Genomic DNA, 26876 nt, shown 5'->3' on the forward strand with positions numbered 1-26876 from the left:
TTAAGCATTAGCGACGAGATATTGTGTAGAAGTCAGGCATTACAACGCCTGTAAAAGCAGTGGATTCGCGAAAGCTAATCTTAAAAAAATACCCTTCAAGAAAGATGCATTAACGGTGACCAAAACCACCACTATTCCGAGGTCGGTCGGATAACGGATGTTACGTTAAGTGCAGATTCCGCGAAGGGAGCCCGCCCGCAGCGGGCCGTTTTCCCTTTCCTGTCCCATTAGAGTGCCGTCGCTATTTGCAAGCAATCCGTTACTATTGCTCCTGGACTGTTTCTAACTAATTTCATCAGCTAAGAATATGCGAGGTCTCCTGCACCACATCGCTCAATTTTTGATAGCCCTAGCTCGCAGTATTACGTGCAGTATGGGTATCCATCCTTAGCAAGGATTCCGACGCCAAATGAGCATCTAAGGCAACACCCATTTAGCCTCTTCCGCAATCCAGGCGCAACGGCGGCCCCTCGTTGGTCGAGTGCCAGCAGGCGGGCGTACCACGTGGTTGGATTGCCCCGGTCGGAGGTGTTGCGGCCCTTGCGGTAATGCGGCTCCCAAAATCCTGTTCGCCCAGGCCCGGGAAAGCACCTGGTTTTGAGTTTACGAAACTCATCTCGTTTTCGAGTTTCGTAAACTTTGAATCGTAGACGAGTTTCGTAAACTCCTCCAGCCCTGCAATGGCCAGTTGGCACCTGGTGCTGGCCAGCTGCTAGGGGTTCACGGAAAGGAGCGTTATTTTGGTGCAATGAGCAAACTTCGCACTCCAGCTTCGCCTCAGTTGTCTCCCGAACTCATTCGGGCCGTCCATCGGCAGGAGTACCCGACGCTGGAGCAGTTTGTTACGAACGCTACCGTCAACTTACCCGACAGCTATGGCCGGAGCGTGCTTTCGTTGGTGGTAAACTACGGGGACGCAGCCATGCTACAGTGGCTGCTCACAAAAGGCCCCGCGTTAGACCAGCAAGACCGCAACGGGTGGACGGCGCTTCACTTCGCGGCCCAAGCCTATGCCGTGGAAATGGCGGCGCTACTGCTCGCGGCAGGTGCCAGGGTCGACGTGCCGGATACCTTTGGCAGTACCCCCTTGTGGCGGGCCGCGTTTGAATCGCGTGGGCGGGGCGCTATGCTGCACCTCTTGCTCACACACGGGGCGAATCCCGACCAGCCCAACGACAGCGGCGTAAGCCCGCGGCAACTGGCCGAAACCATTGCCAACTTCGACGTCAAACAGTATTTTGCGCAGTAGCCCACCACTGCCTTAGCGTTCACTGAAAGGGTCCCAAGCTAAACGCGTTTCGTTTGGTAAAAGGAGCGTTTTCTTTGCTTTCGGTAACGTAGGCTGGTAAGAAAGCTCGAAACCGTTCGACCAGTAAGCCCTATGCGAATTTACGTTGCCTATCTGCTGGCTGCCCTTTTGAGTTTCTACCTGGTGATGCTCTACTATGGCGTCTCAGCAGGGTTTGCCAGTCCCGTGCCGGTTCTCGCCCTCGTCGGGACCTTGGTGCTCTCAACTTTTGCGGCCCCCGCCCTTGTTTACCATCCGCGTGTCGGGCTCTGGCTGGGTGCTGTGGGCTGTGGTTTACTCTTGCCCTACAGCATCATGTTCATGGGTGGTATCCTGAAGGAATGGCAGTGGAACTGGCTCCTGCCCCTGGGGCTGCTTCCTGGCGTGCTCGTACTGGTCAGCTCCTATTGTACGATGCAGGCGTGGCGAGCGCCCCTCAGCTCTTGGCTCACTTTACCGGCGCATCCGTGGCTAAGGCGGGCCTTGGTCTTGCTACCCCTGCTGCTGTGGACAAGCTATCTGTTCTCCATTCGCACTGCGTTCGGTTAAGCCTAGTTAGCAATTCGCTTTGTTTCGCATGCCTTCCTAGTGGATTTTTCATCTGATGGGTTCACGCAAACGGTGATTCAAGTAAGGCAGAGGCTCTTTTACATACTGCAAACGGTCGTTCACAGCACGTAAAAAGGGTTACGAACGCAACCCCTATGCCCATAAATAACCCCCCGGCTGGTGGAACAACCGGGGGGTCCGAAGCGGGTGCTGGTACACCCTGACTTCTACATCTATGAAACGGGAACACCCAAAGTTAACCCCCCGGTAGGGCTTCCGCACCAAATTTCGCGGTTTTTAGCCCTATTTGACGGGTTGCCGGTTTCTGTCGATGACAAAATCCGCTCTTCGTTTTGCTCCCTCGGTGAATAACCGCTGGAAGTTCCTGCTAAAGCAGCTTAGCCAAGGCAAAAATATCAAAAACCGCGAAATTTGGTGCGGAAGCCCTAACCCCCCGGGGCCATAACCAAAGCCAACCATCGGCCCGTTTAACTTTGGACCCAACTTTTAATCAAGGCCCCTTTTTCTGTTATGAAACCCCGGACCTCCGCCCTGCTGCTGACCTCCCTGCTGGGCCTGAGCCAGTGTATTATGCCCGAAGCCGTTGCGCCAGTGGAAACGCTGCCGGACGCCACCCAGACCGGCGCGAACACCGCCGGCTGCCGCGTGGACGACCTCATCTGGCTGCCCGGCTACGACTACATCGACTTTATGGGTGCCCGCCCCATCTCGGCCCGGTGGAGCAAGTCCCCCGCAACGGGCGGGCACGGGCTCTCGCTCTTACTGAGCAAGTCCATCAAAGGGCCGCAGGTGCATGACCGAACCCACGTGAGCTTGTTCGTGCCCGACATTACCCGGCCCGGCACGTTCGTCCTCGACCAAGCCGCCAACCCGCAGTTCGGCAGCACCAACCCAGCCTACGGCGGCTTCACTTTCTCCCGGGCGTTCCCCAACCAGCAGCTGCTGACGGGCCCCGGGGCTCCGGGCCGCCTGGTCGTGACCCGGCTCGATACCATCTCCCGCGTTGTGTCGGGCACGTTCGAGTTCTCGGCCCGCCAGGCCACGACCGGGACCAGCGTGCGCGTCACCGAAGGCCGGTTCGACTGTTCCTTTTAGCGCTTTCTTCCGCGCCGACGGGGCCCGCAGGTGCTCAATCCCGTGCATGACTCGGCCCGCTTGTAGGCCGGAAAATCGGACGTTTTATGAGATAGTCTGCCCGCTCAAAATTCCTTACCGTTGTTTTCCGTTCCTACTATCGTGCGACCCCTAAACCTCCGACTCGGGCGCACAGCTGCTTCGTTTTTATGATTAGCACCTTGGCTGACAAGATATTATCCGGCGTGTGGTCAAAACAATAGCCTTAACGTTCGTTTTCGCTACCCAATTTCGATTGCGTTAAGGAGCGTGTAAGACCATCGTTCCTCGGTGCTATTACGGCGCATTTGTGCCTTATCCCCAGCATTCAGACCAATTGGCTTACGAGTCGGAGGTTTTCCCCTATTTGTTTAACAACACCCTACCACCACCAAAAACACCCTGGGGTGGCTGGGACGACGCGGCGCGTGCCGTTGGCTTCGTAACATTATCCCCTCGCAGCTGTAAAAAGGCCTACACGGCGTGGGTAACAGCCACGGGCGACGCCACTTTAGCGCGGTGGACCTGGATTACACGAGCGGGCGGCTCACGCACATGTACTGAGGCTCGCCGGATAGGACTTAAACGAACGCGAACGCCTGCCCGCGCTCGCTGGGGAAAGCCGCGTTCACGCCAGTCGTCGCGCCCTGGATGGGGCTTGCTGCGACCCCGCCCATCGGCTCCGCGCCGGTGAGCCGCTGGCACACCCAACGCGGGCCGGTGCTGACCGGGCAGAGGGGTTTGGTGGGAGAGGAACCGGCGCGCCAAATGGCCGCGGGGGGTGGTGTGTCCATGGGGGCACACCGCCGGGAAAAACCGGATAAAAAGCGGGTAGAATTGAAGCAATAGGGGAATCTTTCCCGCCCTTGCCCCACCAGACCCGGGATAGGACTATCGGGACGGCGGCGCTGGCTATATTCGTTGGGTTAAGGGGCATTTTATCAGCCGATTATCGTCGAATTGCCTTTTTTTGTTTCGAGTAGGTTCGCGTCCTGCCGTTGCTCCAGTTGCACTAAAGCCTTATTTCACTTCACCAGTCCCGCCCTATGAATGTATTCTACTCTCTTCGCCGGCTGCTCCCTTTCATCGGCCTGGCCTCGCTGCTTACCCTGGGTGCCACGCAGGCCCAGGTGCTCGCCCCCCCCGGTCCCGATATCGTGCCCATCATGCAGCAAGTCGCGCTCGACAGCGTAACGGTCGCTCCCGTGGCCGTGGACACCAAAGAATGGCTGTTGCTCAACAAGGATATCCAAACCGAGCTGGACGGGGCGGTGCACAACCTCTACAATTTCAAGTTTGACAAGGCCGAGCGCCAGTTTCGCTCGCTGCGCCGGCGCTACCCCGAGCACCCGATGCCCTACTTCCTGATGGGGCTGAGCACGTGGTGGAAAATCATGCCCTCCAATACGCACAACGAGCAGTATGACAAGACCTTTTACGCCTACATGGACACGGCCATCGTCAAGGCCCAGCGGCTCTACGACGCCGACAACAATAACTACGAAGCCAGCTTTTTCCTTTCCGCCGCCTACGGTTTCGACGCCCGGCTGCACGCCGAGCGGCGCGACTGGCGCAAGGCCACGGTGAGCAGCAAACGCTCACTCACTTACCTGCAAAAGAGCCGCGAGGCCAACGGGCTGAGCCCGGAGTTTGCCTTCGGGGAGGGCCTGTTTAATTACTACTCGGTCTGGATTGCCGAAGAGTACCCTTTCCTGCGCCCCATCCTGCTGTTCTTCCCCAAGGGCGACAAGCAAAAGGGCCTGGCGCAGCTCCAGACCGTGGCCCGCCAGGGCTTTTACACCGGCACCGAGGCCCGCTTCTTCCAGATGCGGATTATGGCCAGCGAGCGGGAGAATAAAACGGAGGAAGCCATCCTGACCTCCCGGGGCCTGGTGCGGGAGTTTCCCGACAACGCCTGCTTTGCCCGCTCCTTCGCCAACCACGCCTTTACCGAGGGCGAGATGGCCGAGTGCGAGCAGACCAGCCGCGACATTCTCACCAAGCTGGGCAAGGGCCTGCCCGGCTACGAGGGCTTTAGCGGCCGCGTGGCGGCCTACTACCTGGGCTATGTGATGCAGAACCGCTACCGCGACTACGCCAAGGCCAAGGACTTCTACCAGCGCTGCCTGGTGTTCTGCGAGTCGGTGCAGCAGACCAAGGGCGGCTACTACCTGTTTTCGCTGTCCAACCTGGGCCGCATTGCCGCGGCCAACCGCGACGTGACCGAGGCCCGCCGCTACTTTGAACAGGTGCTCGCCCAAACCGAACGCAAGTCCGAGTTGTACAAAGAAGCCCGCACCTACCTGAGCAAACACCCGGCGACGGCCGCCGTCAGTCCGTCCAGTCACTTGGCGTTGAGCAGCCGGTAACTTCTTCTCCGGCCACAAAAGAGGAGAGCATCAAAAAGTGTGGGGCAATGGGAGATAATCACCTTCTGGCGTAACTTGAGAATCCGTTTTTGTCGGTGAACGCCATGCCCCAACCAGCTGCTGCTCCTATCTTATCCGGTGCTGACCGGCTGGCGGCGGTCTATCAGCTCAAGATTCATCTGCTGGGTAGCAGCCCGCAGATTTGTCGGCGCGTGGTGGTGCGGGGCGATACGACGCTGGCCGAACTACATCACGTCTTTCAGGTGGTGATGGGCTGGGACAACTGGCACCTGCATAGCTTCAAGCTCTGGGGCAAAGAGTATGGGATGCCGTACGCCGGCGGCATCTACTTTGCCGACGACGCCCGCCGGGTTCACCTGGGCGATTTCCCCTGGCGGGTCAACGACAAGTTCACCTACACCTACGATTTCGGCGATTACTGGTTTCACCAGGTGCGGGTGGAGAAAATGCTGCCTCCGACCTCGCTGGTGGACCACCCGGTGTGCGTGAGTGGCCGCCGTGCTTGCCCACCCGAGGAAGTCGGCGGCGCCAGTGGCTACGACCAGCGCACGCTCGACCAGTTCAGCTGGGCCTACGAAGCCCATGACCGCTTGCTGGCCGGTGAGGATATCCGGGAGGACGATGTACCGACCTGGTTTTGGACCTATCGACCGGAGCATTTCGATATAGGGTCATTGCACCAAATACGCAGTTAGATGTTTTAAAGACGAGATTATTCGCCTAATGCATTGACTGTAAGCATTAAAAAGCCTAAGCAGAGTAGCCGTAAGTGGCTGGTGACACTATCCGCTATCCGAAAGATTTTGGTAGCAGAAAGGGCCTCCCGATACTGGAAACGAAGGGTGTTTTTCTTTAGCTCAACAGCAGAGGCGGTAACTGTGCATTTGGTGCAATGACCCTAGTCGGCAAAGCCGGGCAGGGGCGGCAGCTCGTCGCGCATGCCGGTGGCCAGCAGCAGCGTGGGCGCTGCAAACGCGCCGTGCGCCGCGGTAGTCACTCGGAAGGTGCCGTCCGCAAGCTGCTCCGCGCCGGTGGCCCGGGCCGGGAGCAGCTGCACCGTGGGGTAGGCCGCTACTTGCTGGCGGGCGCGGGCGGCCAGCTCGGCGGGCGCGTCGCCGTCGTGCAGCAGCAGGTTGTGGGCATGGGGCGTGGTGCGGTTGCGCGGCTCGCCAGCGTCGAGCACCAGCACCCGGCAGCGGGCGCGACCCAGGGCCATGGCCGCGCTCAATCCGGCGTAGGAGCAGCCGACGATGATAAATTCAACTGCCAAAAATGAAGTCGTGGCGCGTAGGAATTAAAACTGTTTGATGTAGCTCACCTTGCCGATGGTCTGCTGCTGACGAGAATCCAGCCGGCTGTTATCCAGTTCATTAAACACTAGATAGACGTAGCTCAGGGGCTGAAACTCCCAGCTGGCGCGCACGTTCCAGCGGGCCAGGCGGGCGGCCGAGCTGTACTGGTAGAAGGCCGTGAGCTGCACGCGGGGGTTGAGCGAGAGGCGGGCTTCGGGGCCGAGCAGCCAGGCGTCCCGGTTTTCTTGCCCGATGCCCACGCCGCGCAGCGTGTTGTACTCCCCTTGCACGCTGAGGGCGGCGTGGGCCGAGGGCGAGTAGCGCAGGGTGCCCGAGGCGGTGTGCAGGCGGCCGTTGAAGTAGCCGCCCGTGGCCCCGAAGGCGCTCAGCGACACCTTGCGCGAGAGGTCGGTGTTGTAGCTCAGCTCGCCCCGGTGGTAGGTGTACTGGCCCTTGGCAATGAGAAGGCCCACCGGGTTGAAGTCCACGGGCAAATGCTGGCGGTTCAGCTCGTAGAGCCCCACCAGCCGGGCCCCGCTCTGGAACACCAGAAACAGCGGGTAGAGGCGGGCCAGCCCTTCCTGAAACCGGCGGTCGGACGCGCCCTGGTACACCTGCACGTCGAAGCCCGGCTCGATGGAGCGGATGAATTTGGGCTTCCAGCGGGGCCGCCAGATGAGGTAGCCGCTGGGGTTGTGGTAAATCAGGTTTTGGCGGGCCACGAAGCCCATGACGGGCAAATACCGCTCGGTGATGAGCGAGTGCTGGATGCCGACGTAGTACTGATTGGTGCTGTAGCTCGCGCCCACGTGCCCGGCCACGCCTTCGCCGCCACTCCCGCGCGTAAGCGACGTGGACAGCAGGTAACTGAGGGTGAGCGGCTGGCTGGGCCGGATGAGGCCGTCTACCGACACGGTGGTGTTCTGGCCGTAGGCGCGGCCCTCCCCGGCCTCGTCGTAGCGCGAGGTTATCAGCAGGCCCACGTTGTTTTGCCGACCGTAGTTTTTGAGGAAGCGCCCCACGCCGAAGTGGGCCGGGTTCTGGCCCCCGGCGAAGTCGTCCTGCTGCTGGCGCACGTAGAGCCCGCCGATGCCGCGGCCCACGGTACGGTCGGTGTAGCGGGCCCCGCCGGTGAGGGGCAGCGGCAGGCCGTTGTCGCCGAGGCCGATGGTGCGCGAAAAGAAGGGTTGAAACAGCGGCGTGCTGGGCGCGAACAAGGCCGCGTTTTCCAGGAAAAACTGCCGCCGCTCGGGGAAGAACACGTTGAAGCGGCGCAGATTTATCACCTGCCGGTCGGCATCGGCCTGGGCGAAATCGGTGTTCACGGTCAGGTCGAGCACGGCGTGGGGGTTGAGGGCCCACTTCACGTCGCCGCCCACTTTCACTTTGGTGTCAATGTTGGTAGGCTGGTCGCCGGCGTTGCGGCGGCGGTCCTGCTGCACCACGGTGTAGGGGGCCACCCGAATGTTGGCCGAAGCCGGCGGCGGCTGCAGGCCCCGTAGCTCGGCCACGTAGCCCATGCGGTAGGTGGTGTAGGCGCGCGGGTAGCCGGGGTAGCCCGAAATCTGGTTCTGGCGGCGGGCAATGCGGTTGAAGTTCACGAACCAGCCCGCGGAATCCGCGGCGGCGTTCTTTTTGCCGCCGCCGGGGTAGCGCAGCGTGGCCCAGGGCAGCTGCATTTCGGCCACCCAGCCCGAATCGGTGCGGGTGGTGCGCACCTTCCACAAAGCGTCCCACTCCCGGTCAAACAGGTTGTCATCAAATACTTGTAGGTCGCGCTGGGCCCCGTAGGGGTTGGTCTGAAAAGCGGTGGCGTTGCGCTGGGTGCGAAACGCATCGAAGGCGACGCCGAACAAGTCCTGGTCGAAGTAGCCGAAGTCGCGGCGCATGTCGGGGGCACGCACGCCCCGGCGGCCCAATGAATCGGGGCAGAGCGCGCCGATGTATAGATTACGCGCATCGAAGACGATGCGCACGTAAGTGTCGGGGCGGGCCGGCTGGCCCTGGTAGGGCTCCACCTGCCGGAAGTTTTTCAGCACCGGCGCGGCGCGCCAGGCGGCTTCGTCGAGGCGGCCGTCCACGGTAACGGGCCCGGCGGCGCGCACGGCCCGCACCACGGGCGGGGTGGCGGGCGGCGCGAAAATTTCCTGGGCGTGGGCGGCGCGGCCGACCGGCAGCAGGGCCAATAGCATACTCCCGCTAAGCAGTAGCCAGTCCCGGAAGCGAAAGCGTAACGGCATGATTCAGAAAATTATGAGGGGAAAGAAACACCGCGCCAGCGGCCACCAGTCTCCCTGTTTCACGTGGCGCAGCTTCCGCCCTGGCAGCGGCGGCAGTGCCGCTGGTTCAGCAGGTGCGTGAGCAGCAGCCCGGCCGAAGCGGCGTACTGTGCATATTCCAGCGCCGGCCACTGCTCGGCCAGCAGCGCCGACGCCGCGAACACCCCAAACAGCGCCCACAGCGCCAGCCGCAGCCGCGCCGACGAGCGCCGCCAGGTAGCCAGCGCCACGAGCACCCCGCTCAGCACCAGGAATAAGGGCTCCCACTGCTCGGCGGCGGCCGCCGGCGCCCGGGCGCCCCACCAGGCAAACAGCAGGGGGCCGGCCGCGCAATGCGCCGCGCACAGGGCCGCGTTGAGGGCGCCGCCGTAGTCGGCGGCTTGTCGAAAAAAAGGAATTTGCATGAGGTGGAGCCGAGGGTTAAAATGCAGGCCAGGGGTCTGAGAATGCGCCGCCGCGCTGCCAGTGGCCGATTTCGTCCTCGGTGCAGAGGCAGGCGGCCAGCTCCTGGCGCACCCGCGCCTCGGGCACGTCCTGGCCGATGAAGACCAGCTCGTTCTGGCGGTCCTGAAACCGGCTGTCCCAGCGGGCCATGATGTTGGCGCGGTTTTCCCGGAAGGTGGGGTTTAGCTCGGGCCGCTCGATGGCCGCCCACCAGGAGCCCGCGCTTTCGGTGCGGAGCGAGCCGCCGGCCTGGCCCCAGTTCAGGGCGTCGGCGGGGCGGGAGGCCAGCCAGAACAGGCCCTTGCTGCGGATGACCTCGCCCGGCCAGCCGTCGGCGATGTAGTCCCAGAACCGTTGCGGGTGGAAGGGGCGGCTGTCGCGGAAGACGAAGCTGCCGATGCCGTATTCTTCGGATTCGGGCGTGTGGTGCGCCTTTTTCAACTCCTCCTGCCAGCCCCGGCCTTGTTCCGCTTCCTCGAAATTAAAGAGGCCGGTATTGAGCACGTGTTCCAGCCCGACCTTGCCAAAGGTGGCTTCCACGATGCGCGCCCCGGGGTTTAGCTGGCCCAGAATGGCGCGCAGCTCGCCCAGAAAGCGGGGCTCGACCAAATCGGCCTTGTTGAGCACGATGACGTTGGCAAACTCCACCTGCTCGGTGAGCAGGTTCACGATGGTGCGCTCGTCCTGCGGGTCGGCTTCGTTGAGCTGCCGGTCAAGCAGGCGGTCAAGGGAGCCGAAGTCCTTGGCGAAGTTGAAGGCATCCACCACCGTCACCATCGTATCGAGGCGGGAAAAGCGGCTCAGGTCGATGGCGCCGTCCTCGCTCACGAAGCTGAACGTTTGGGCGACGGGCAGGGGCTCGGAAATGCCGGTGCTTTCGATGAGCAGGTAGTCGAAGCGGTTTTCGAGGGCCAGCTTTTCCACTTCCAGCATCAGGTCTTCGCGCAGGGTGCAGCAGATGCAGCCGTTGCTCATCTCCACCAGCTTTTCCTCGGTGCGCGAGAGGCCGCCCTCGCGGGCCACCCGGTTGGCGTCCACGTTCACCTCGCTCATGTCGTTGACGATGACGGCCACTTTCAGGCCTTCGCGGTTGTGCAGCACGTGGTTGAGCAGGGTGGTTTTGCCCGCGCCCAGAAAGCCGCTGAGCACGGTAACCGGCAGTTTGCGCAGGGCGCGGAGGGGGGAGTCAGAAGGCATAAAAAAAGAGGTCAATGAATTAGTAATGAGAAAAATGAGTCGATAAATCCTGCTCTTACCCGCGGGGCCACGGGTCAGAGAAAACGGTGCCCCGTCGCCAGCAGCCGATTTCCAGCGGGGTCCTCGGGCAGCTTTCCAGGTTGGCCCGCAGCCGGGCTTCATCCAGGTCCTGGCCGTTCCCCGGTGTGCGAGAAGCGGCCGGGACCAGCCGGGCCGTCGCCGCTCCCGATAACGGCCGCATTCAGCCCGGCGCGCTCCCGCAGCAGGTGCCGCAGCACGGTCGTTTGCCCGCGCCCGTGAGGCCGGTAAGCACCGCGACGGGCAGTTGGGGCCGCGTCGGCAGGGAAGAAAGTGGTTGGGTAAGCATGGCCGTTGCGTGAGGCAGGAGCAGATAATGCGGGATGGAAAAAGGGCTGGTCAGCCGCGCAGCCGGCCGGGCAGGTTCGCGTAGCCGAGGGCGAAGAGCACGGCCGCGGCCCCCAGCAGCTCCAGCAGGCCCGCTGCCACGCCCGCGCCGGTGGGGGCCGGGGCCTGAAAGGTGGGCCGGGCCCCGTAGTCCGCCGCCGTCAGGGGCTGATTGCGAAACAGGCGCGGAAAGTAGAAATCCACGATGCGGCGGTGGAAGGCGGGCAGGGCGTTGAAAAAGCGCAGGTAGCTGGGCAGGTCGGTGCCGGCCAACTGGCTGAGCAGGTTCTGGGTGTTCACGGCCGGGTTGAGCAGGCTGAAGCGGGCGGCCAGCGTTTCGCGGGCGGCAATGGCGCGCAGGTACTCGTCCACCAGCGGCTTCTGGCGCTGGGCCGTGAGCTGGAAATGCGCGGCGTAGCCCTTGGCCGGCAGGTTGGGCTGAAACAGCGTGTCGCCGGGCGGGGCCAGGCCAGGGTGCTGGCGCAGGTACGTCCGTATCACGGCGCGCACGGCCGGCTCGCTGTCCTCGTTGTCCATGGCGGCGCGGCGCACCAGCGTGGCCAGCGGCGCGCTGTCCACGGGCCGCACCACGGCCAGCGCGGCGCTGAGCACGCTGGGCACCACCAGCAGAAACAGCAGCCACAGCCCCACCGCCGTCAGCGCATTCACGGCCGAGTTGCGGTTGAAACTCACAATCAGCCAGACCAGCGCGAACCAGAACGCGCAGTAGGCCAGCACCGTCAGCAGCCACAGCCCCAGTACGGCCGGGCCGGTGGCCCGCCCGGCCCCCGCTACTACGAACCCCACCACGGACAGCCCCCCGGCCAGCCCCGCCACCAGCCCGAAGCCAAACAGCAGCTTGCCCAGCAGCAGCCGGCGCACCGAGGCCGCCTGCACGTGCAGCAGGGGCAGCACCCCGTTTTCGCGGTCGGCCGAGAGCAGCCCGTAGCTGAGCACGATGATGAACAGCGGCAGCAGGTACACCAGCACAAACGCCAGGTCGAAGTTGCCCACCAGCAGCTTCTGGGGGTTGGCCAGCTCGTTTTGAAACAGCTGGTAATACAGGCCCATGCCGGTGAGGCGGTAAGCGCCGGGGTTCAGGTCGCGCTGGCCCACCACCAGCGCGGCCAGGGGCGCGGGCGGCGCGGTGGCCGCGTACCCGTGCCGGTGCCAGGCATAGGTGGGCTGCGTGGCCTGCTCGTAGGCGTCCTTCTCACTGAGGCGGGCCGGGTCGGCGGCGGCCGCCGCGCGGTAGCCGGCAAACTCGGTTTGCTCGGCTTGCCGCACCTGCGCGATGGCCGCCCGCTGCCCGGCCATCTGCCGTTGGCCGTAGTAAATGGCATACAGCCCAAACAGGGTCAGCACCGCCAGCAGCCCGACCTGCAGCCGGTTGCGCCGGAAGCGCCGCCATTCGTAGCGAATAATCAACGAGAGCATAGGTTTGGTGCTTAGTTGTTAGTGCTTGGTTGTTGGTGCTTGATATGGCTTTATGCAAAGGGCAGCGAGAACAGCCCAAGCACCAAGCACCAACAACCAAGCACTAAAGCGGAAAGCGGTTGACGGAAAAATGCAGGGCCAGCGGCAGTCCCAGCACCCAGAGCAGCAGCGCCCCGATTTCCAGCCCGTAAGGCCGGAGGGCCGGCCCCACGGCGGGCAGCTGGTAGGTGAAGTCGGGGACGGCAGTCCAGAGGGCGCGGCCGGGGTGGTACTCGTAGAACTGGCCGTATTTCGAGTTCTGCGCCGCGTCGGCGTGCAGGGTGCGGATGAGGCCCAGCCGGTAGGCCCCGGCCTGGCGCTGGAAGTCGAGGCTGGCGTAGAGGTCGGTGCCGGTCAGGGCCATGCTCAGGTTGCGCAGGGCCAGGTAGGGGTCGGCGAAGCTGGCGTAGGTGCTCAGGCGGTTCTGGCGTTCCAGGGTCTGGCGCAGGCTGTCGCGGTGCAGGGTCTGCACCCGGTCCAGGTAGTCCTCGCCGGCCTGGGCCGTCACCCATTCCACGTTCAGCGGCAGCTGCTGCACCGAGTCGACGCGGTAGCGGGTCAGGTAGGCGCGCGTCAGCCGGGCGCTGCGGCCGGCCTTGGTGGTGTCGCCGGGCAGGCCGTGGTCCATGTCGCGGCTGATGCCCTGCTGGTAGGCCTGCATGGAGGGCAGCGCGTGCAGGTTGTCGCCCAGCGCGGCGGCCGTTTTGGGCAGGATAATAACGAAGCCTATCCAGACCGTGAGCAGGGCCAGCAGGGCGTTGCGCGAAGAAGTGGCCCAGGCCGACACCAGCACGCCCAGGCACACGAATCCGAAAAAGTAGCCCGCGTAGCCCCCGGCCAGCAGCGCCAGCCGCCGGGCCAAATCGCCGGTCCAGGGCAGGCCGGCCTGCCAGAACGCCCCGCCCAGCGCCACTGCCAGCGCCAGCACGATGCCGTAGTAGGCCAGCACCTTGCCCCAGGCCAGCTGCCGCCGGCTCACGCCCTGGCTCAGCGCCAGCCGCAGCGTGCCGCTTTCCTTCTCCTGGGTGAAGGCCCCGAAGCACAGAAAAATGATGAGCAGCGGCAGCAGCACCTGCAATACCAGCGCCCCCGACAGCTCCCCGAACCGAATCAGGGCCGAGTAGTCCTGCGCCGGCCGGAACATGAACTCGTGCTGGTAGTGCGCCTCCAGGTACACCGACGTGCCGGTGTAGGCCTCCAGCCCGTAGTCGAAAAAGCTCAGGCCGGTTTTGGGCTTGAACACGAACGTGCCGAAGTGCGTGGCGATGTGCGGGTGCTTTTCGCCCTGGCCCAGCCACTCGGCCCGGCGCTCGGCCTGGGCCTGCGCCATCTGGGCGCGTTGCCGGTCGAAGCTCACGTAGCCCACCGCGCTGGCCGCCAGCAGCAGCGCCGCCACCACCAGCCCGAAAAGCAGCACCTGCCGGTTGCGGATGGCCGCCCGGACTTCCTTGCCAATGATGCGAGAGAGCATGGGCTTTTAATTAAGAATTAAGAATTAAAAATTGAGAATTAAAAATTAAAAATGAAGCGGTTTGAAAGGGAGAATTAAGCAGCCAGTCGAATAGCGCAGCGCGGCCAGGGCCACCCATTTTTAATTCTTAATTCTTAATTCTTAATTCCCTTTCAAGCGTGCATGTGCTGCAAATACAGCTCCTCCAACTCGTTGTAGTCCACACTGCTGGCCCCGAAAGATTCGAGCAGCCGGCCTTCCTTCATGATGCCGATGTGGGTGCCCGTATCGCGGGCCCGGAACAGGTCGTGGGTGGCCATGAGCGTGGCCACGCCCCGCTCGCGCAGGCGCAGCAGCAGCGCCGAGAATTCGTTGCTGGCCTTGGGGTCGAGGCCCGAGGTGGGTTCATCCAGCAGCAATACTTTGGCTTCCTTGGCCACGGCCAGGGCAATGCCCACTTTCTGACGCATCCCTTTCGAGTAGGCCGCTACCCGCCGTTGGGCAAAGCCCTCCGGCAGCCCGGCCTCGTGCAGCAGCGTGAGCAATTCCGTTTTGGAATGCACTTTGCCGGCCAGGCCGCAGAAGAAATCCAGGTTTTCCAGCCCCGTCAGGTCGGGGTAGAGCATCAGGTTTTCGGGGATGTAGGCCAGCAGCCGCTTGGTGGCCGGCCCGTGCTCGCGCACGGCCAGGCCGTTGATGAAAGCCGCCCCGCCGCTGGGCTCGATGAAGTCCAGAAACAGGTTGATGGTCGTGGACTTGCCGGCCCCGTTGGCCCCGAGCAGGCAGTAGATGTCGCCGGGCCGCACCGTCAGGTTCAGCGGGTGCAGGGCCGTGAAGTCGCCGTAGCGCTTGGTCAGGTCGCGGGCTTCGAGCATGACTAGTTCAGCTTGGCTAAGCCCGTGAGCAAGCCCGGCACGTCCATCTTCTTGCTGATAGTGCCGTCGCTGAGCTTGTATTGGTAGATGCTGTTCTGCGTGCGGGTGTTCACGCTCAGCAGCAGGTTCTGGTCGTCGAACTTGCGCATCAGCGAGGACTGCGAGCCGAAAATCAGCGGCAGGCCGGGCAGCGCGCCGCCGGAGGTGCGGGCGTTCAAATCCAGCCGGTAGTAGCGGTAATTCGGGCCTCTGAATTCGTACGAGTCCGTGGGGTCCTCGATGCGGGTGGTGAAGGCCAACCCGTTGCCAAAGAGGTAGAGGCCCTTGCAGTCCTTGCCGGTGGCGGCTTTCAGGTCGAAGAAATACGCGGGGTCGAAGCGGGTTTCGCCGGCCTTGATGCGCAGCACGCCGCTCGGCACCCGGCTCGTGCCGTCGCCCTGCACGTAGATGTCGCCGTTGGCGTCCTTGCTGAAGCACGAAATGGCGCCCGAGGAAAACACGGTGCCCGTGCGCGGGTCGGCAATCACCTTTTCCAGGCGGCCGGTGGGCAGGTCAATCACGGCCACGTGGGCGGAGTCGGTGAGCGAGGCAAACGAGGGGGTTTCGTAGTACACGCCCCAAAACAGCTTGGTGTCGCGCACCATCGAGCCCAGGTAATACACCCGGCGGGCCCCCGGCTTCTGGAGCCGGGTCAGGTCCACCTCGCCCGTCGTCACGAACGTCGTGGGGTTGAATTTCACCAGCCGGGCCAGGCCCCCACCCACCGAGGCGTAGGCTTCGGTCTCGCTGATGAACTGCACGTCGGAAAAGGTGTTGGCCCCCGGCACCACCAGCCGGCCGGCCTCCACGGGCCGGCCCGTGGCGGGGTCGAAGGTGTACTTGGTGAGCGTGGCCGGCGCGCTGAATTTCGACATGTACAGCGCCTGCTTGTAGTGCCACATGGCGGCGAAGCTGGCCTGCTCCGTCGCGTTTCGGGTGTCGAGGGTGGCCGCGTTCAGGTCGGTCAGGCCCTGGATGTAGGTGGTCTGGCTGGGAAAAGCCCCGCCCACGGTACTCATGGCGTAGTTGGTAGCTACGGTGGGCTTGCTGTCGTCGGTCTTGTTTTTGTCGCAGGCCCCGAGCAGGAGCGTCGCGGCGGCCAGGGTGCCGGTCAGGAGCCGGCTTTGGAAGTAGGAAGTGTGCATGTGGTTGAATGGGTAATTGAATGGGTAAGAAAAAATGAAAAATGCTTTTTTGAGGAGTGATGAAATCAGGCCCCGCCGCTAGCTGTTTTTGCGCAGAAACGCCCGCAGCTTGAGGTGGCCGGAGCGGCCGGGGCGCTGCACGTTGAAGTTGTCGTAGGCCGGGGCGTCGGCCAGGTTGTGGACTTCGGCGCTGAGGGTGAGCCGCTCGCCGGCCAGGGCGTAGCTCAGGCCCAGGTGCTGCACCAGCTGGCTCGGGATGGTGGCCTTGGTGGCCGCAAACCCATCGGTGGCCCAGTACAGGTAGAAGGCCTGCACGTAGCTGGCCTGGTACCAGGCGCTCAGGCGGCGGTCCGCCCCGCCCACGTTGGCCCGGCTGAGCTGCACCTCGGCGTTGCCGAAGAAATAGGGCAGGTTGGGCATCCGGGCGTTGAAATACCGGGCATCGGCGGCCCCGCTCTGGCCCAGCGGCGTGCGGCTGCGCACGTCCTGGTACGTGGCGTTCAGGGTCAGGCTGAGCGCTGGCACCGGGGCGTAGCGCACCGCCGCTTCGGCCCCCAGGGTGCGGGCCTTCAGCAGGTTCTGGTTCTGGGTGTCGCGGATGGACGGCGGCTGGTAAATCACGTTGTCGGCCGCCCGCAGAAAGCCACCCACTTCGGCGCTCCACGTGGGGCGGGCGTAGCGCACCTCCAGGTTGGCGTTGTGGCTGGTTTCGGCCTTTAGGGCCGGGTTGGCGCGCACCAGCACGCCGTCGCCGAACAGCTCGTATTCGTCGGGCAGGCGGGCCGCGTACTCGTAGCTGCCTTTCAGCACCCAGGCCGGCGCGGGCTGCCAGCGCAGCAGCTGGTTGGCCCCCAGCCACTGCCGGGCCTGCCGGGTTTCGAGGTACAGGCCGCTGTCCTGCTTGCCGAAGCCGTCGGACTGGTAGCCGAAATACTTCACGGCCGTGCTGCTGCCCCAGCGCCCGCCGGCCCAGTCGTGCTCGTAGGCCAGGCCGGCCACCAGCTTGCGCAGCGTGGTCGCGTCGCGGGCGTAGTCGCGCTCTTGGCGAGCGGCGATGATGGCGTCGTCGCCCGCCCGCCGGAAGGAGCTGCCCAGCACGTTGGCCACCAGCCGGCGGCCGGCCCCCAGCGCCTGGGTGGCGTTCAGCCGGGCCACGCCGGTGTGCGAAGTCAGCGCGAGCAAGCTGCCGATGCCCACAATCTCACCCGAGCTCACGCGCCGCCGCTCCGTGATGCGGCCGTCCCAGTTGTAGATGTTGCGGCTCGTATCGGTCAGCGCCCCCGCTACGCGGGTGTAGCCAGCGTAGGCCCGCACGTCGAGGCCGGGCCGCAGGGCGGTTTTCTGGTAGCTGAGCGCGGCCCCGGCGCTGGTTTCGGCGTAGCGGGCCGCGCCGTAGGCCTGCAGCATCTGCACGTTGTGTTGCAGCTGCTTATCCACCCCGGCCCCGAATACGGTCAGGGCCAGCTTGTCGGCCCAGGGCCGGTCCTGCCAGCCAATTTCGGCCCGGCCGAGGTAGCTGCTGAACTGGTCATGAAAGCGCCGCACCGTTTGCTTTTCCGGCGTGCCCACCGGGCTGATGACTTCGGCCTGCACCTGATAATCGTTGTCGGCGCGGTTGTAAAAGCCATTGCCGGCCACGTAAAAGCCGCTGGCGGGCAACACGTAGCGTCCGTTCAGCGCCGCTTTGTGGGTGTTGAAAGCGCTCAACTCGTAGGAGGCATCGAGGTAGGAGAACTGCTCGCGGCGCGTTATCACGTTCAGGGCCCCGCCCAGCGCGTCGGCCCCCAGGCTCACCGGCGTCACGCCCCGGTACACTTCCACCCGCTCCAGCAGGCTCACCGGCAGCACGTTCAGGCCCAGCCCCCGGCCGTAGAATTCCAGCGGAATGCCATCCAGAAACACGCGCACCTGCTTCCCGCCCAGCCCGTTCAGTGAGAGGTTGGCGTTGCTACCCAGCCCGCCGTCCTGGCGAATGCGCACGCCCGGCACCCGGTTCACCAGCTCGGTCAGCCCGAAAGCCTGCCCGTAGTAGGGCCGCAGGTCGAGCACGGCCACGGCCTGCGCGCTGCGCTGCAACGTCGTTGCTTCTGACTGGCCTTCCACCTGCACGGCGGTTAGCTCCTGGGCCGTGGCCCGCAAAGCCAGTTCCAGCCGCCCGGGCTGCCCGGCGCGCAACTGCACCCGCCCGGTTTCGGCACGGTAGCCCACGAGGCGGACTTCGACCTGGCACGTGCCGGGACACGCCTGAAAGCGGCAGTTGCCGGCGGCGTCGGCCGCCAGCGCCTCACCCGTTTCGAGCAGGCGCACCGTGGCGCCGGGCAGGGGCTGGCCGGTTTCGTGGTCGGTTACGCGCACGGTCAGGACCGAGGCACAGGCCGCACGAACCGCTGGCGGAGTACCCGCCCCGGAGCCGGCCTGCGCAACCGCAGCCACCGGCCCCAGCCACCCCGTCAGCAGCAGCAGCAGCAAAATCAAGCGCCAACCACCTCTTCCCCAAGCGGGAAGTGGAAGATAAAATAACATGAAACCAAAAGGAACCAGCCAGGCTGCGTGGCACGCAACCCAACCCGTGACGTGGAGCCGCGCCGGTTAGCGCGCCTCACCGGCTGCCCAACGTGCCACGTTGGGCTACGCCACGGGGGGGCCGCGCAGGGCCGCGCCGGGCAGCAAGTGCCGGGCCGGGCACACGTTCATCAGTACCTGATACGTGGCATAAAGGGGCCGCACGCGCGGTAGGGGCACACCAGGCGGCAGCGCGGGCTGGAACGCGGCATCGTAGAGCTGCTCGGTGTGGCAGTGCCGGTGCTGGGGCGAAACTTCGGCTTCCGGGTGGTGGGCCGGGCGCACGGCTGGCCGGTGGGCGACTTCGACGGTATGCTGATGGGCGTGCAGGCTCAGCACGGCCGCTTCGGGGGCCATCACGCGCCCTAACAGCAGCAACAGCCACCACGCTCCCAACCTGCTACGCAAACGTTGCATTCACCTTCCGCTAATAAAGAGCCCAAAGGTAATCAGCCGGGGTTTAAATGCAACAACATTGCATATTAATTGCGAAGTAGCGTCGCAGATTGCCGGCGAGGCGGCTGGCAACGGGGAGCTGCCACGGACGCCCCACCGAAAAAGTCTGAACTAGGCCGGCTGGCACTCGCGGCACACGCCCCCGAGGAGGTAGTCCCGCGTGAGGGCCTCGAATTTGGCGGGTAACGTCACGGCCGGAATGGTTACCTGGTTGAGGCAGTAGATGTGCAGGCAATTGGTGCACTTGAAATGCACGTGGTTGTCAAAGTGCGCGTCGGCACTGCATTCAATGGAACAGGCCGCGTAGCGCACCACGTCGCTCGTATCGATAACGCGGTGAATCAGGCCGCTTTCCTCGAATGATTTCAGCGTACGGTACAGCGTGATGCGGTCAGTGTCGGGCGGAAGCAGCGGCTCCATCTCGCCACCAGACAGCGCGTAGGGCGACTCGGCCAGGACCTGCAGCACGGCCCGCCGCACCGCGGTTTGACGCAGCCCGTGCCGGGTCAGGGATTGCGAAAGGCGGTCGGTGGCAGGCATACGGTTTGGGTAAGTTGAGTAGCACCTGCCTATAGGCAAGGCAACACACAGTTAACAAGCGTAAAAGTAACGAAGTTGCATTAAGCAGGCATGCCAACTTATACAGTACGCATCGCCTTACCGGGTGTAGCCTGATTAACAACACCCGCAAGTGGACTACATGCAGTTGCACCGATGACTTCCTGAGCTAGCCATTTTACATCTTGTAAACGAGCGTGCACAGCAAGTAAAGCAGTCCCCTAGGAGCTTGTCACGTTTTCCAAACGAACGTTCTTAACATGAAACTTTGGCCCGAAAAGCGTATTTGGTCGCCTGAAACCAGCTGGCGGCCGCTCGTTTCTTCTCGCATTAGCGGAGTTACTGCTCGGGTGCTGGCGGCTGCGCCAACTCCTGCTGATAAGCCCAGTCTTCCGGCGACAGGATAGCCTGTAAGAACGCATCATGGCCCAAATCGCGGCGCTCCAATGCGTGCCGCCGCAGCGGGAGACTCTTCTTACTGGCCTCGAAGCCGTCGCGTGCCATGGTTACCCGCATCTTCCCGGGTAAGCCTTCAAGCCAATGGTGGAAGTCGTCTTCGGTCACCTCGCCGTCGGCCTGCTGCTGGTAACGGTAACCCGCATTGCCCAAGCGAAACAGACGGGCATGATAGGCCCGTTGTTCTGGCGGCAGCGCCGCTAAGAAGCCCAGCTGTGACTGGTGGTATTTGTCTAGGGGGTGGCGGGGCTGGAGGAGCTTTTCCATGCCGTAAAAGAACGACGAAAGGCAGAGCGGAGGTAGTCAAAGACGAATTAGAAATTATCAGCTTCGAATTCCTTAGCGGGGTTTTCTGTTCCTACTCTAGTGCGACCCCCAGTACACGCAGCAGTCGCCGGCCAGCGGCTTAAGCACTGTGTGGCAGCTTGTGCACTCGTAGAAATATTGGCAAGCGTCGGTTGGCATCTGTTCGGCTTGCGCATGGCCACACACCGGGCACGTCAGCACGGAGGTGAGTAGCGGGGCTTTGGGTTCGAGCGTGAGCATAGAGCAGTGGGGGTTGGTCCGTGGCAAGCACCTGGTAGCCGGTGCCATTAATGGCTTGTGCGACCTGCGCGGCGGGACTTTTGGCTGCGTCAAAGCGGACCTGCGCGGTGCCCTGGTCGTAGGATACGGACACGCTTCGCACACCTGGTAGCTGCTGCACCGCGTGTTCGACGTGCTTGGCACAGGCTTCACAGGTCATGCCTCCGATGCGGCAATTTGCTGTTTGCCATACCGGCGCGGCCCCACTCGTAATTAATGGAGCCGGTCTGGTCGCGGTGGGGTACAATTTGGCCCCGTAGTAAGGGAAGGCCAGCAGCAGAGCCGCCAGTACGGTAACGACCCCTAGAAAGCCCTTGGATTGCAGCAATGAATGCTTGGCGTCCAACGCGCAGCCGCAGTCATCGGCCGGCAGGGGCTTGAGCTTCTGGTACCAGGCGAAGCCCAGCACGCCCACGGTCAGCACAATCAGGTACGGCCGGAAGGGTTCGAGCCAGGAGAAGGACGAGGCCACCCCGCCCAGACCGCCGACCACGGCCAGCAAGGGAGTGATGCAGCAGAGCGAAGCCGCAAGCGCGGCCAGCAGGCCCGCTCCCAATAGGGGCTTGTAAGCGGAAGTAGGGAACTGGTTCATTAGGCCGATTGGGCAGTAGAAACTGCGGCTAAGCCTGCCAACAACGGTCGCAGGATGGCCAAATGGGGTTGGCCGAGGGCATAAAACACCGTTTGACCGACCTTGTGGGCGTGTAGCACGCCGCCATCCTTGAGCTTGCGCAAATGTTGAGACACGGCGGAAACGGTCATCTGCAGCACGTCGGCAATGTCGCACACGCAAAGCTGCTGTTCATCGGCCAGCAGGAACAGAATTTTCAGCCGCACCTCGCTGCCGGCTAGGGCCAGGGCCGCCGCCAGGGACTGAAGAGCCGGCTCGACATGAGCTAAGCGAGTTTGGCACTGCTGGATATGGATGGTGTCGGCAAACACCAGGATACAGGGGTAGCGCAAGAGTAAGAACAGAAATTCCCGTTAGGGCCGTGGGGTTGAATTTCGGTTGGGTTGGGGTGTCTCAGAATACGGGCGTTTTAATGCCATTAGGTCAGTTTTGAATGATAGGCATAAATGCATCTCGTTTGGTTATCTCGTTAATCAGTGGCTCTTGTTAACTACAAGACGTGACTTATTAACTGCTGTTACGCAGCGGGGCCGGCGCGTAACAGCAGTTAAAGCGTTTGCTTGGTTGGTATATGTTTAATGCCGGGCAGTAGCGCGAAGCACCGCTTCGCGCTACTGCCTAGCCAGCACACTGGCTTGAGAACCACTGTAAGTGCCGGGTCTGACTGGTTATCGAGTTGGTCGTCAACAGGACAACGGTGCCGCGGGATTTGCCGTTAGCAAGCAGATACCGTCACCTACTCTTCTCAGCATGAGCCAGCCAATCCAGGGAAAGGATTTCTACGACAGCGTGTTGCAATTCTACGACCAGGCCGCCAGCTTCTCCAGGCTGGACCCCGGCATACTGGCCCAAATCAAGGCCTGCAACAGTATTTACAAGGTGAATTTTCCGGTGGAGGTTGAAGGGAAAATTCAGGTGTTTGAGGGCATCCGGGTGCAGCACAGCCACCATAAACTGCCCAGCAAGGGCGGCATCCGCTACAGCGTGCACGTGGACGAGGACGAGGTGAAGGCCCTGGCCACGCTCATGACCTTTAAGTGCGCGCTGGTTGACGTGCCCTTCGGCGGGGCCAAAGGCGGCGTGAAAATCAACCCCCGCACCAGCTCCGTCGAAACGCTGGAACGCGTGACGCGGCGCTACGCCAGCGAGCTCATCAAGAAAAACCTCATCGGGCCCGGCACGGACGTGCCCGCGCCCGACTACGGCACCGGCAGCCGCGAAATGGCCTGGATTGCCGACACCTACCTCACCTTCAAATACGGCGACACCAGCGCGCTGGGCTGCGTCACGGGCAAGCCCGTGGGCCAGGGCGGCATCCGGGGCCGCACCGAAGCCACCGGCCTGGGCGTATTTTACGGGCTGCGCGAGCTGTTTGCCGACGGCGAGATGCTCCAGAAAATCGGCCTCAGCGGTGGCCTCACCGGCAAGCGCGTCATCGTGCAGGGACTGGGCAACGTGGGGTACCACGCGGCGCACTTTCTGCAAAAAGACGGCGCCCTGATAACCGGCATCGCCGAGCGGGAAGGCGGCATCTACCACGCCGATGGCCTCGACGTGGAAGCCGTGGTGCGGCACCGCACCGATAGCGGTTCGCTGCTGAACTACCCCGGCGCCAAGAACGTGACCGAAACCGCCGACCTGCTGGAATACGAATGCGACGTCTTGCTGCCCGCCGCCCTGGAAAACCAGATTCACGAGGGCAACGCCGCCCGCATCAAGGCCAAAGTCATTGCCGAAGGTGCCAACGGCCCCGTAACTCGGGCGGCCGAAAAGATTCTGCTGGAACGCGGCATTGTCATCCTCCCCGACCTTTACCTGAACGCCGGCGGCGTGACGGTTTCGTACTTCGAATGGCTGAAAAACCTCTCCAACGTGCGCTTTGGGCGCATGGGCAAGCGCGCGGAGGAAGCTTCCCTGCAACGGCTGGTGAACACCATCGAGCAAAGCACGGGCAAGAGCATCAGCCCCCAGGAACGCGCCCTCATCGTGCACGGCACCGACGAAATCGACCTGGTCCGCTCCGGTCTGGAAGACACCATGATAGTCGCGTACCACGAAATTCGGGCGGTGATGAACGACATAAAGGGCATCCAGGATTTGCGCACCGCGGCCTTTTACAGCGCCATTGAGAAAGTGGGCGTTAGCTACCAGTCGCTCGGCATCTTTCCGTAGCGGCAGCGGCAGCGGCTGTGCGCCGTGCGGAGGTCCGGGGCAGAGGTCCGGGGCAGAGGCGCGCCCGGCCTTTTCGGCGCTCGCGCATTCGGGCCTTACTTTGGGACCATGCTCAGAACTGCTGTTACGCAGCGGGGCTGGCGCGTAACAGCAGTAAGTAAGTGGCAATATTCAGCTGTTCTGAGCGTAGGCCGGCGAACTGGCACTGACCAGCAAGTCTGCCGGCCCGCACTATTGCATCTGGGTGAGGCGAACTTTCATGGCCGTCAAAATGAGCTAAATGAACGCCAGGACAGATTTAATATACTGTACAGCGCGCTCCGAAGGAGGCAGTGGTCGTGGTGTAGCGCAGCAAATAGCTGCCGCTGGAAAGCCCGGCCAAGGGGACGCTACCTTGGACGCGGCCATCCACTTGGGCGGTGCGCACGACCCGGCCCAGTAGGTCGAGTACCTGCAGAATAGCCGGCTCAGCCGGTCCGGTGTACCTATACGCCGAGGCCTGCCCCACGGGCACCTGCGTAGGGTACACCGCAAACCCCGCTACCGGGGTCACTAAAGCAACCGAGCGCACCGGGGAGAAACTGAAGCTCCCGTTTAAATCGTTCTGGCGCAGGCGGTAGTAAAGCAGCGTCACGCCACCGGGAAGCTTTGCATCGAGTAATTGGTAGTCGTGGCGTGTGCTGCTCGTCCCAGCCCCGGCCACCGTGCCGATGGCGGAAAAGCTACGGGCATCGAGGCTGCGCTCCACGACGAAGCCGAGGTTGTTAAGTTCCTGAGCAGTGGCCCAGTTCAGGCGCACGGTAGCCGAGCCCTCGGCGCGGGCCGCGAAGTCGAGTAGGGTGACGGGCAGCGGGTTCGCCGCGTTGCTCACCGTGAAGCGGCTAAGTGTGGCCGGGTTCATGCTGATGTTGCGGGCGCTGGCGTTGGCAACGGGGCCACGCACGGCCCAGGGCTGGGCGGCGGCCGTCTGCTGCCACACACGGGCCTGAGTGAAATCGGTCAGGCCGTTGTCGTTATCGGCAATCCAGCTGAGGGTGAGTTGCACGGCGGCGCTGGCCTGAGTGTCTGGGCTGATGTCTCAGATGCGGTCGATACCCTTGTAACTGGGAATGGTAAAATTTACGCCCCGGCTGACGTTGTCCGTGAGCAGTCCCGCCGTGCGGGTGATGCGCACGGTGCCTAAGTTGTTGGTGGTGGGGTTGAGCAACGCGCCGTGACCGAAATCGATGGCCGCCCCGCTCAAGCCGTTGCGAGTAATTTCAAGCGCACCTAGCACGTAGCGGCTGGGCCCCTCGCCGACCAGCGTGGCTCCGTGGGGCAGACGCAGCGTGAAAACGGTGCTTCCGGTTTTAGTGGTGATGAAGCCATTGCTCAAGCTAAGCAGGTTACTCACGGTCAAGTCGCCGGCCAATCGGAGGGTATTTGCCCCGGACGTGGGCTTGTTTAACAGCAGTTGGTAGAGGGTGCTCCCACCTGGCGTAACCAATTGGTCGGCCGAGCCGCTGAACGTGACGGGACTGGTGCCAGGGTCCAGCGTACCTGAATTGACGAAGTTGCCGCGCGCTTCCAGCGCCCCGGCGCTCAAGTTGAGGGTTCCGGCGTTGGTTAGGGGGCCGTCCACGCGCAAGGTGCCAAGGTTAGTGAGCGTGCCGCCGGCTTGGTTATTGAGGCCGCCTGTACCAACGTACAGCACAGCGCCAGACTGCAACACAATGGCCGCGCCGACGTTGTTCAGGTTCTGAGCCGCCGCAGGCATGGCAAACAGCAAGCCCACCACCCAAGAGGAAAGATGTTTCATGCGCCACTTCATTAGGTCCAAGCGTTACTGATTGCTACCGACAAAGTACGGTAGTATGGAGAGCATCAAAAAGTATGGGGCAGCAGCGGCAGCAGCGATTGGTTGGGGTATGGCCTGCACCGGCAGTTACAGCTCTCCAAGATAAGCCAGGAGCCGGGTGACTCCAACTGCCCCACACTTTTTGATGCTCTCCAACCCTGGTCGATGTACTGGGCCGCGTAGCCCGCGAAACCACCGTTTCGGCAGCGGGAGAAGTATCGGTGCTGGGGATGGCGCGGGGCCTCTACACGCTCCGCGCCACGGATAAGCAAGGCCGGCCGTATGCTACCCGCGTGGCGGTAGAATAGCTTTCCCTGGCCAACCAGCCGGATAAGTGGTATATTCGCAATTCGCGAATCAAGAATTATGCGCAAATTCAACGGTATCCGTCCCCAGGACATTGTCCTGCTGCTGAAACTGGTGGCGGGCGGAAGCAGTCGGCGGTGGCTGGGCAAACACCTGGCCCGGGAACTGTCCCTGAGCGCGTCGGAGATATCGGAGTCGCTGGCCCGCTGCCGCTACAGCCGGCTGCTCGCGCCGGACCCGGCCTCCTTTCAGGTGCAACCCCGGGCGCTGGGGGAGTTTCTGCTCCACGGGTTGCCCTACGTCTTCGCGGCGCATCCGGGACCACCCGCCCGGGGGCTGGTCACGGGAGCCAGCGCCCCGCCGCTCAGCCAGACGTTTGGGGTAGAACCGGCCTACGTGTGGCCCAGCGCGGAAGGCGAGCAATGGGGGGCAGCCATTGAGCCCCTATACCCGGGGGTGCCCGCGGCCGCGCGCCGCGATGCCCGCCTGCACGAACTCCTGGCCCTGGCTGATGCTTTGCGACTGGGCCGCCCGCGCGAGTGCGCGCTGGCCGGCAAGCTCCTGGAGGAAGCGATACGTAACGGGTCAACCGCCCCCCATGCTGCCTGAGCCGCGCAACCTGCCCCGGCTGATGGCCATAGCCCGGGCCCTGGGCCCGTTGCGCGAGCGCGTCGTGTTCGTGGGCGGGGCCATTGTGAACCTCTACAGCACGAGTGCCACGCGCACCCCGGAACCGCGCATCACCGACGATGTGGACTGCATCGTGGAAGTGGCGCCGCGCACGGCCTTTTACGCGCTGGAGGAGGAATTGCGGGCCCTGGGCTTTGCCAACGATGTCGCTTCCGGCGTGATTTGCCGCTGGCAATTCCAGGGCCTGACGGTGGACGTGATGCCCACCGAGCCCGAGATTTTAGGCTTCAGCAACCCGTGGTACCCGGCTGGTTTTACCCGGGCCATTGCCTATGCCTTGCCCGATGCAACGGCCATCCGCATTTTAAGCCCGGTGTATTTCGTGGCCACCAAACTCGTGGCGCTGCGGGACCGGGGCTGGGACGAGCTGCGGATGAGTCAGGATTTGGAAGACCTGGTGCACGTGGTCGACAACCGCTCGGAGCTCACGGCCGAAATAGCCGCCGCTTCGGCCGATGTGCGGGCCGACATTCAGCAGCGGTTGGCGGAACTCCTCACGCACCCTGATTTCCTGGAAGCGGTGGAATGGACCTTGCCCTATGGTTCCGGCTATGAGCGCAAGGTGGAGATTGCCCGGCGACTGGAGCAGATACGAGCCGGTTGGGGCCCGTAAGCTGGAAGCTGGCGCGCAGAACTGCGGCTCCAGCTTAGTACCGATAA

Annotated in this window: 24 protein-coding genes and 1 pseudogene; 8 read left to right on the forward strand and 17 right to left on the reverse strand. The window is 63.2% G+C overall.

Going from position 1 to position 26876, the window contains the following annotated elements:
* Positions 1-781: 781 nt before the first annotated feature.
* From ABD819_RS11100 to ABD819_RS11120, 5 genes are all read left to right on the forward strand, one after another.
* Positions 782-1249 (forward strand): ankyrin repeat domain-containing protein, encoded by a 468-nt coding sequence (locus tag ABD819_RS11100; protein WP_345124173.1) that lies wholly within the window; start codon positions 782-784, stop codon positions 1247-1249.
* A gap of 132 nt (positions 1250-1381) precedes the next feature.
* Positions 1382-1837: a hypothetical protein gene (locus tag ABD819_RS11105; protein WP_345124175.1), complete on the forward strand. Its 456-nt coding sequence runs from the start codon at positions 1382-1384 to the stop codon at positions 1835-1837.
* A 531-nt stretch (positions 1838-2368) separates the two neighbouring features.
* Positions 2369-2953: a Riean_0653 family protein gene (locus tag ABD819_RS11110; protein WP_345124177.1), complete on the forward strand. Its 585-nt coding sequence runs from the start codon at positions 2369-2371 to the stop codon at positions 2951-2953.
* 1064 nt (positions 2954-4017) lie between these two features.
* The gene (locus tag ABD819_RS11115) at positions 4018-5340 is read left to right on the forward strand and encodes a tetratricopeptide repeat protein (RefSeq protein ID WP_345124179.1); all 1323 of its coding nucleotides are present in this window, start codon (positions 4018-4020) and stop codon (positions 5338-5340) included.
* Between the two features lie 104 nt (positions 5341-5444).
* A complete protein-coding gene (locus ABD819_RS11120; protein WP_345124182.1) occupies positions 5445-6056 on the forward strand; it encodes a plasmid pRiA4b ORF-3 family protein in 612 nt (203 codons plus the stop codon).
* Positions 6057-6259: 203 nt separating this feature from the next.
* On the opposite strand, the gene ABD819_RS11125 is transcribed toward ABD819_RS11120, so the two are convergent.
* From ABD819_RS11125 to ABD819_RS11195, 15 genes and pseudogenes are all read right to left on the reverse strand, one after another.
* Complete coding sequence (locus ABD819_RS11125; protein WP_345124184.1) at positions 6260-6631, reverse strand: FAD-dependent oxidoreductase; 372 nt, start codon at positions 6629-6631, stop codon at positions 6260-6262.
* A gap of 24 nt (positions 6632-6655) precedes the next feature.
* Entirely contained in the window at positions 6656-8893 is a 2238-nt protein-coding gene (locus ABD819_RS11130) for a carbohydrate binding family 9 domain-containing protein (RefSeq protein WP_345124187.1), read from the reverse strand.
* A gap of 59 nt (positions 8894-8952) precedes the next feature.
* The gene (locus ABD819_RS11135) at positions 8953-9336 is read right to left on the reverse strand and encodes a MerC family mercury resistance protein (RefSeq protein WP_345124190.1); all 384 of its coding nucleotides are present in this window, start codon (positions 9334-9336) and stop codon (positions 8953-8955) included.
* A 16-nt stretch (positions 9337-9352) separates the two neighbouring features.
* Positions 9353-10573, reverse strand: a complete 1221-nt coding sequence (locus ABD819_RS11140; RefSeq protein ID WP_345124192.1) for a GTP-binding protein — start codon at positions 10571-10573, stop codon at positions 9353-9355.
* A 417-nt stretch (positions 10574-10990) separates the two neighbouring features.
* The gene (locus tag ABD819_RS11145; RefSeq protein WP_345124195.1) at positions 10991-12415 is read right to left on the reverse strand and encodes a DUF3526 domain-containing protein; all 1425 of its coding nucleotides are present in this window, start codon (positions 12413-12415) and stop codon (positions 10991-10993) included.
* Positions 12416-12518: 103 nt separating this feature from the next.
* Positions 12519-13925 carry a DUF3526 domain-containing protein gene (locus ABD819_RS11150; RefSeq protein WP_345124197.1) on the reverse strand — a complete coding sequence of 469 codons (1407 nt, stop codon included), beginning with the start codon at positions 13923-13925 and terminating at the stop codon, positions 12519-12521.
* Positions 13926-14077: 152 nt separating this feature from the next.
* Positions 14078-14779, reverse strand: a complete 702-nt coding sequence (locus ABD819_RS11155) for an ABC transporter ATP-binding protein (RefSeq protein WP_345124200.1) — start codon at positions 14777-14779, stop codon at positions 14078-14080.
* Positions 14780-14781: 2 nt separating this feature from the next.
* Entirely contained in the window at positions 14782-15963 is a 1182-nt protein-coding gene (locus tag ABD819_RS11160) for a hypothetical protein (protein WP_345124202.1), read from the reverse strand.
* 78 nt (positions 15964-16041) lie between these two features.
* Positions 16042-18438: a TonB-dependent receptor domain-containing protein gene (locus tag ABD819_RS11165; RefSeq protein ID WP_345124205.1), complete on the reverse strand. Its 2397-nt coding sequence runs from the start codon at positions 18436-18438 to the stop codon at positions 16042-16044.
* 153 nt (positions 18439-18591) lie between these two features.
* Entirely contained in the window at positions 18592-18942 is a 351-nt protein-coding gene (locus ABD819_RS11170) for a hypothetical protein (RefSeq protein ID WP_345124207.1), read from the reverse strand.
* Positions 18943-19092: 150 nt separating this feature from the next.
* Positions 19093-19521 carry a Fur family transcriptional regulator gene (locus ABD819_RS11175; RefSeq protein WP_345124209.1) on the reverse strand — a complete coding sequence of 143 codons (429 nt, stop codon included), beginning with the start codon at positions 19519-19521 and terminating at the stop codon, positions 19093-19095.
* A gap of 357 nt (positions 19522-19878) precedes the next feature.
* Positions 19879-20262 carry a hypothetical protein gene (locus tag ABD819_RS11180; RefSeq protein WP_345124211.1) on the reverse strand — a complete coding sequence of 128 codons (384 nt, stop codon included), beginning with the start codon at positions 20260-20262 and terminating at the stop codon, positions 19879-19881.
* A 96-nt stretch (positions 20263-20358) separates the two neighbouring features.
* On the reverse strand, positions 20359-20541 hold the full coding sequence (locus ABD819_RS11185; RefSeq protein WP_345124213.1) for a GDCCVxC domain-containing (seleno)protein: 183 nt from the start codon (positions 20539-20541) through the stop codon (positions 20359-20361).
* Positions 20542-20581: 40 nt separating this feature from the next.
* Positions 20582-21172, reverse strand: a pseudogene (merTP, locus tag ABD819_RS11190) (mercuric transport protein MerTP); the annotation flags it as partial.
* A complete protein-coding gene (locus ABD819_RS11195) occupies positions 21172-21522 on the reverse strand; it encodes an ArsR/SmtB family transcription factor (protein WP_345124216.1) in 351 nt (116 codons plus the stop codon). The gene ABD819_RS11195 and the pseudogene merTP, both read right to left, overlap by 1 nt.
* 439 nt (positions 21523-21961) lie before the next feature.
* On the opposite strand from ABD819_RS11195, the gene ABD819_RS11200 reads away from it, so the two are divergent.
* Positions 21962-23383, forward strand: coding sequence for a Glu/Leu/Phe/Val family dehydrogenase (locus tag ABD819_RS11200; protein WP_345124218.1), 1422 nt, complete (start codon positions 21962-21964; stop codon positions 23381-23383).
* Positions 23384-23681: 298 nt separating this feature from the next.
* Here the strand turns inward: ABD819_RS11200 and ABD819_RS11205 are convergent, their stop codons facing one another.
* The gene (locus ABD819_RS11205; RefSeq protein ID WP_345124221.1) at positions 23682-24428 is read right to left on the reverse strand and encodes a T9SS type A sorting domain-containing protein; all 747 of its coding nucleotides are present in this window, start codon (positions 24426-24428) and stop codon (positions 23682-23684) included.
* Positions 24429-24461: 33 nt separating this feature from the next.
* A complete protein-coding gene (locus ABD819_RS11210) occupies positions 24462-25181 on the reverse strand; it encodes a hypothetical protein (protein ID WP_345124223.1) in 720 nt (239 codons plus the stop codon).
* A 405-nt stretch (positions 25182-25586) separates the two neighbouring features.
* Here ABD819_RS11210 and ABD819_RS11215 point away from each other — a divergent pair, with 405 nt between their 5' ends.
* Positions 25587-26135 (forward strand): hypothetical protein, encoded by a 549-nt coding sequence (locus ABD819_RS11215; protein WP_345124225.1) that lies wholly within the window; start codon positions 25587-25589, stop codon positions 26133-26135.
* Positions 26125-26829, forward strand: coding sequence for a nucleotidyl transferase AbiEii/AbiGii toxin family protein (locus tag ABD819_RS11220; RefSeq protein ID WP_345124227.1), 705 nt, complete (start codon positions 26125-26127; stop codon positions 26827-26829). Before ABD819_RS11215 ends, ABD819_RS11220 begins: the two co-directional genes overlap by 11 nt.
* Positions 26830-26876 lie beyond the last annotated feature (47 nt).

Source organism: Hymenobacter antarcticus (assembly GCF_039539545.1).
In the GTDB taxonomy this organism is placed as follows: Bacteria; Bacteroidota; Bacteroidia; order Cytophagales; family Hymenobacteraceae; genus Hymenobacter; species Hymenobacter antarcticus.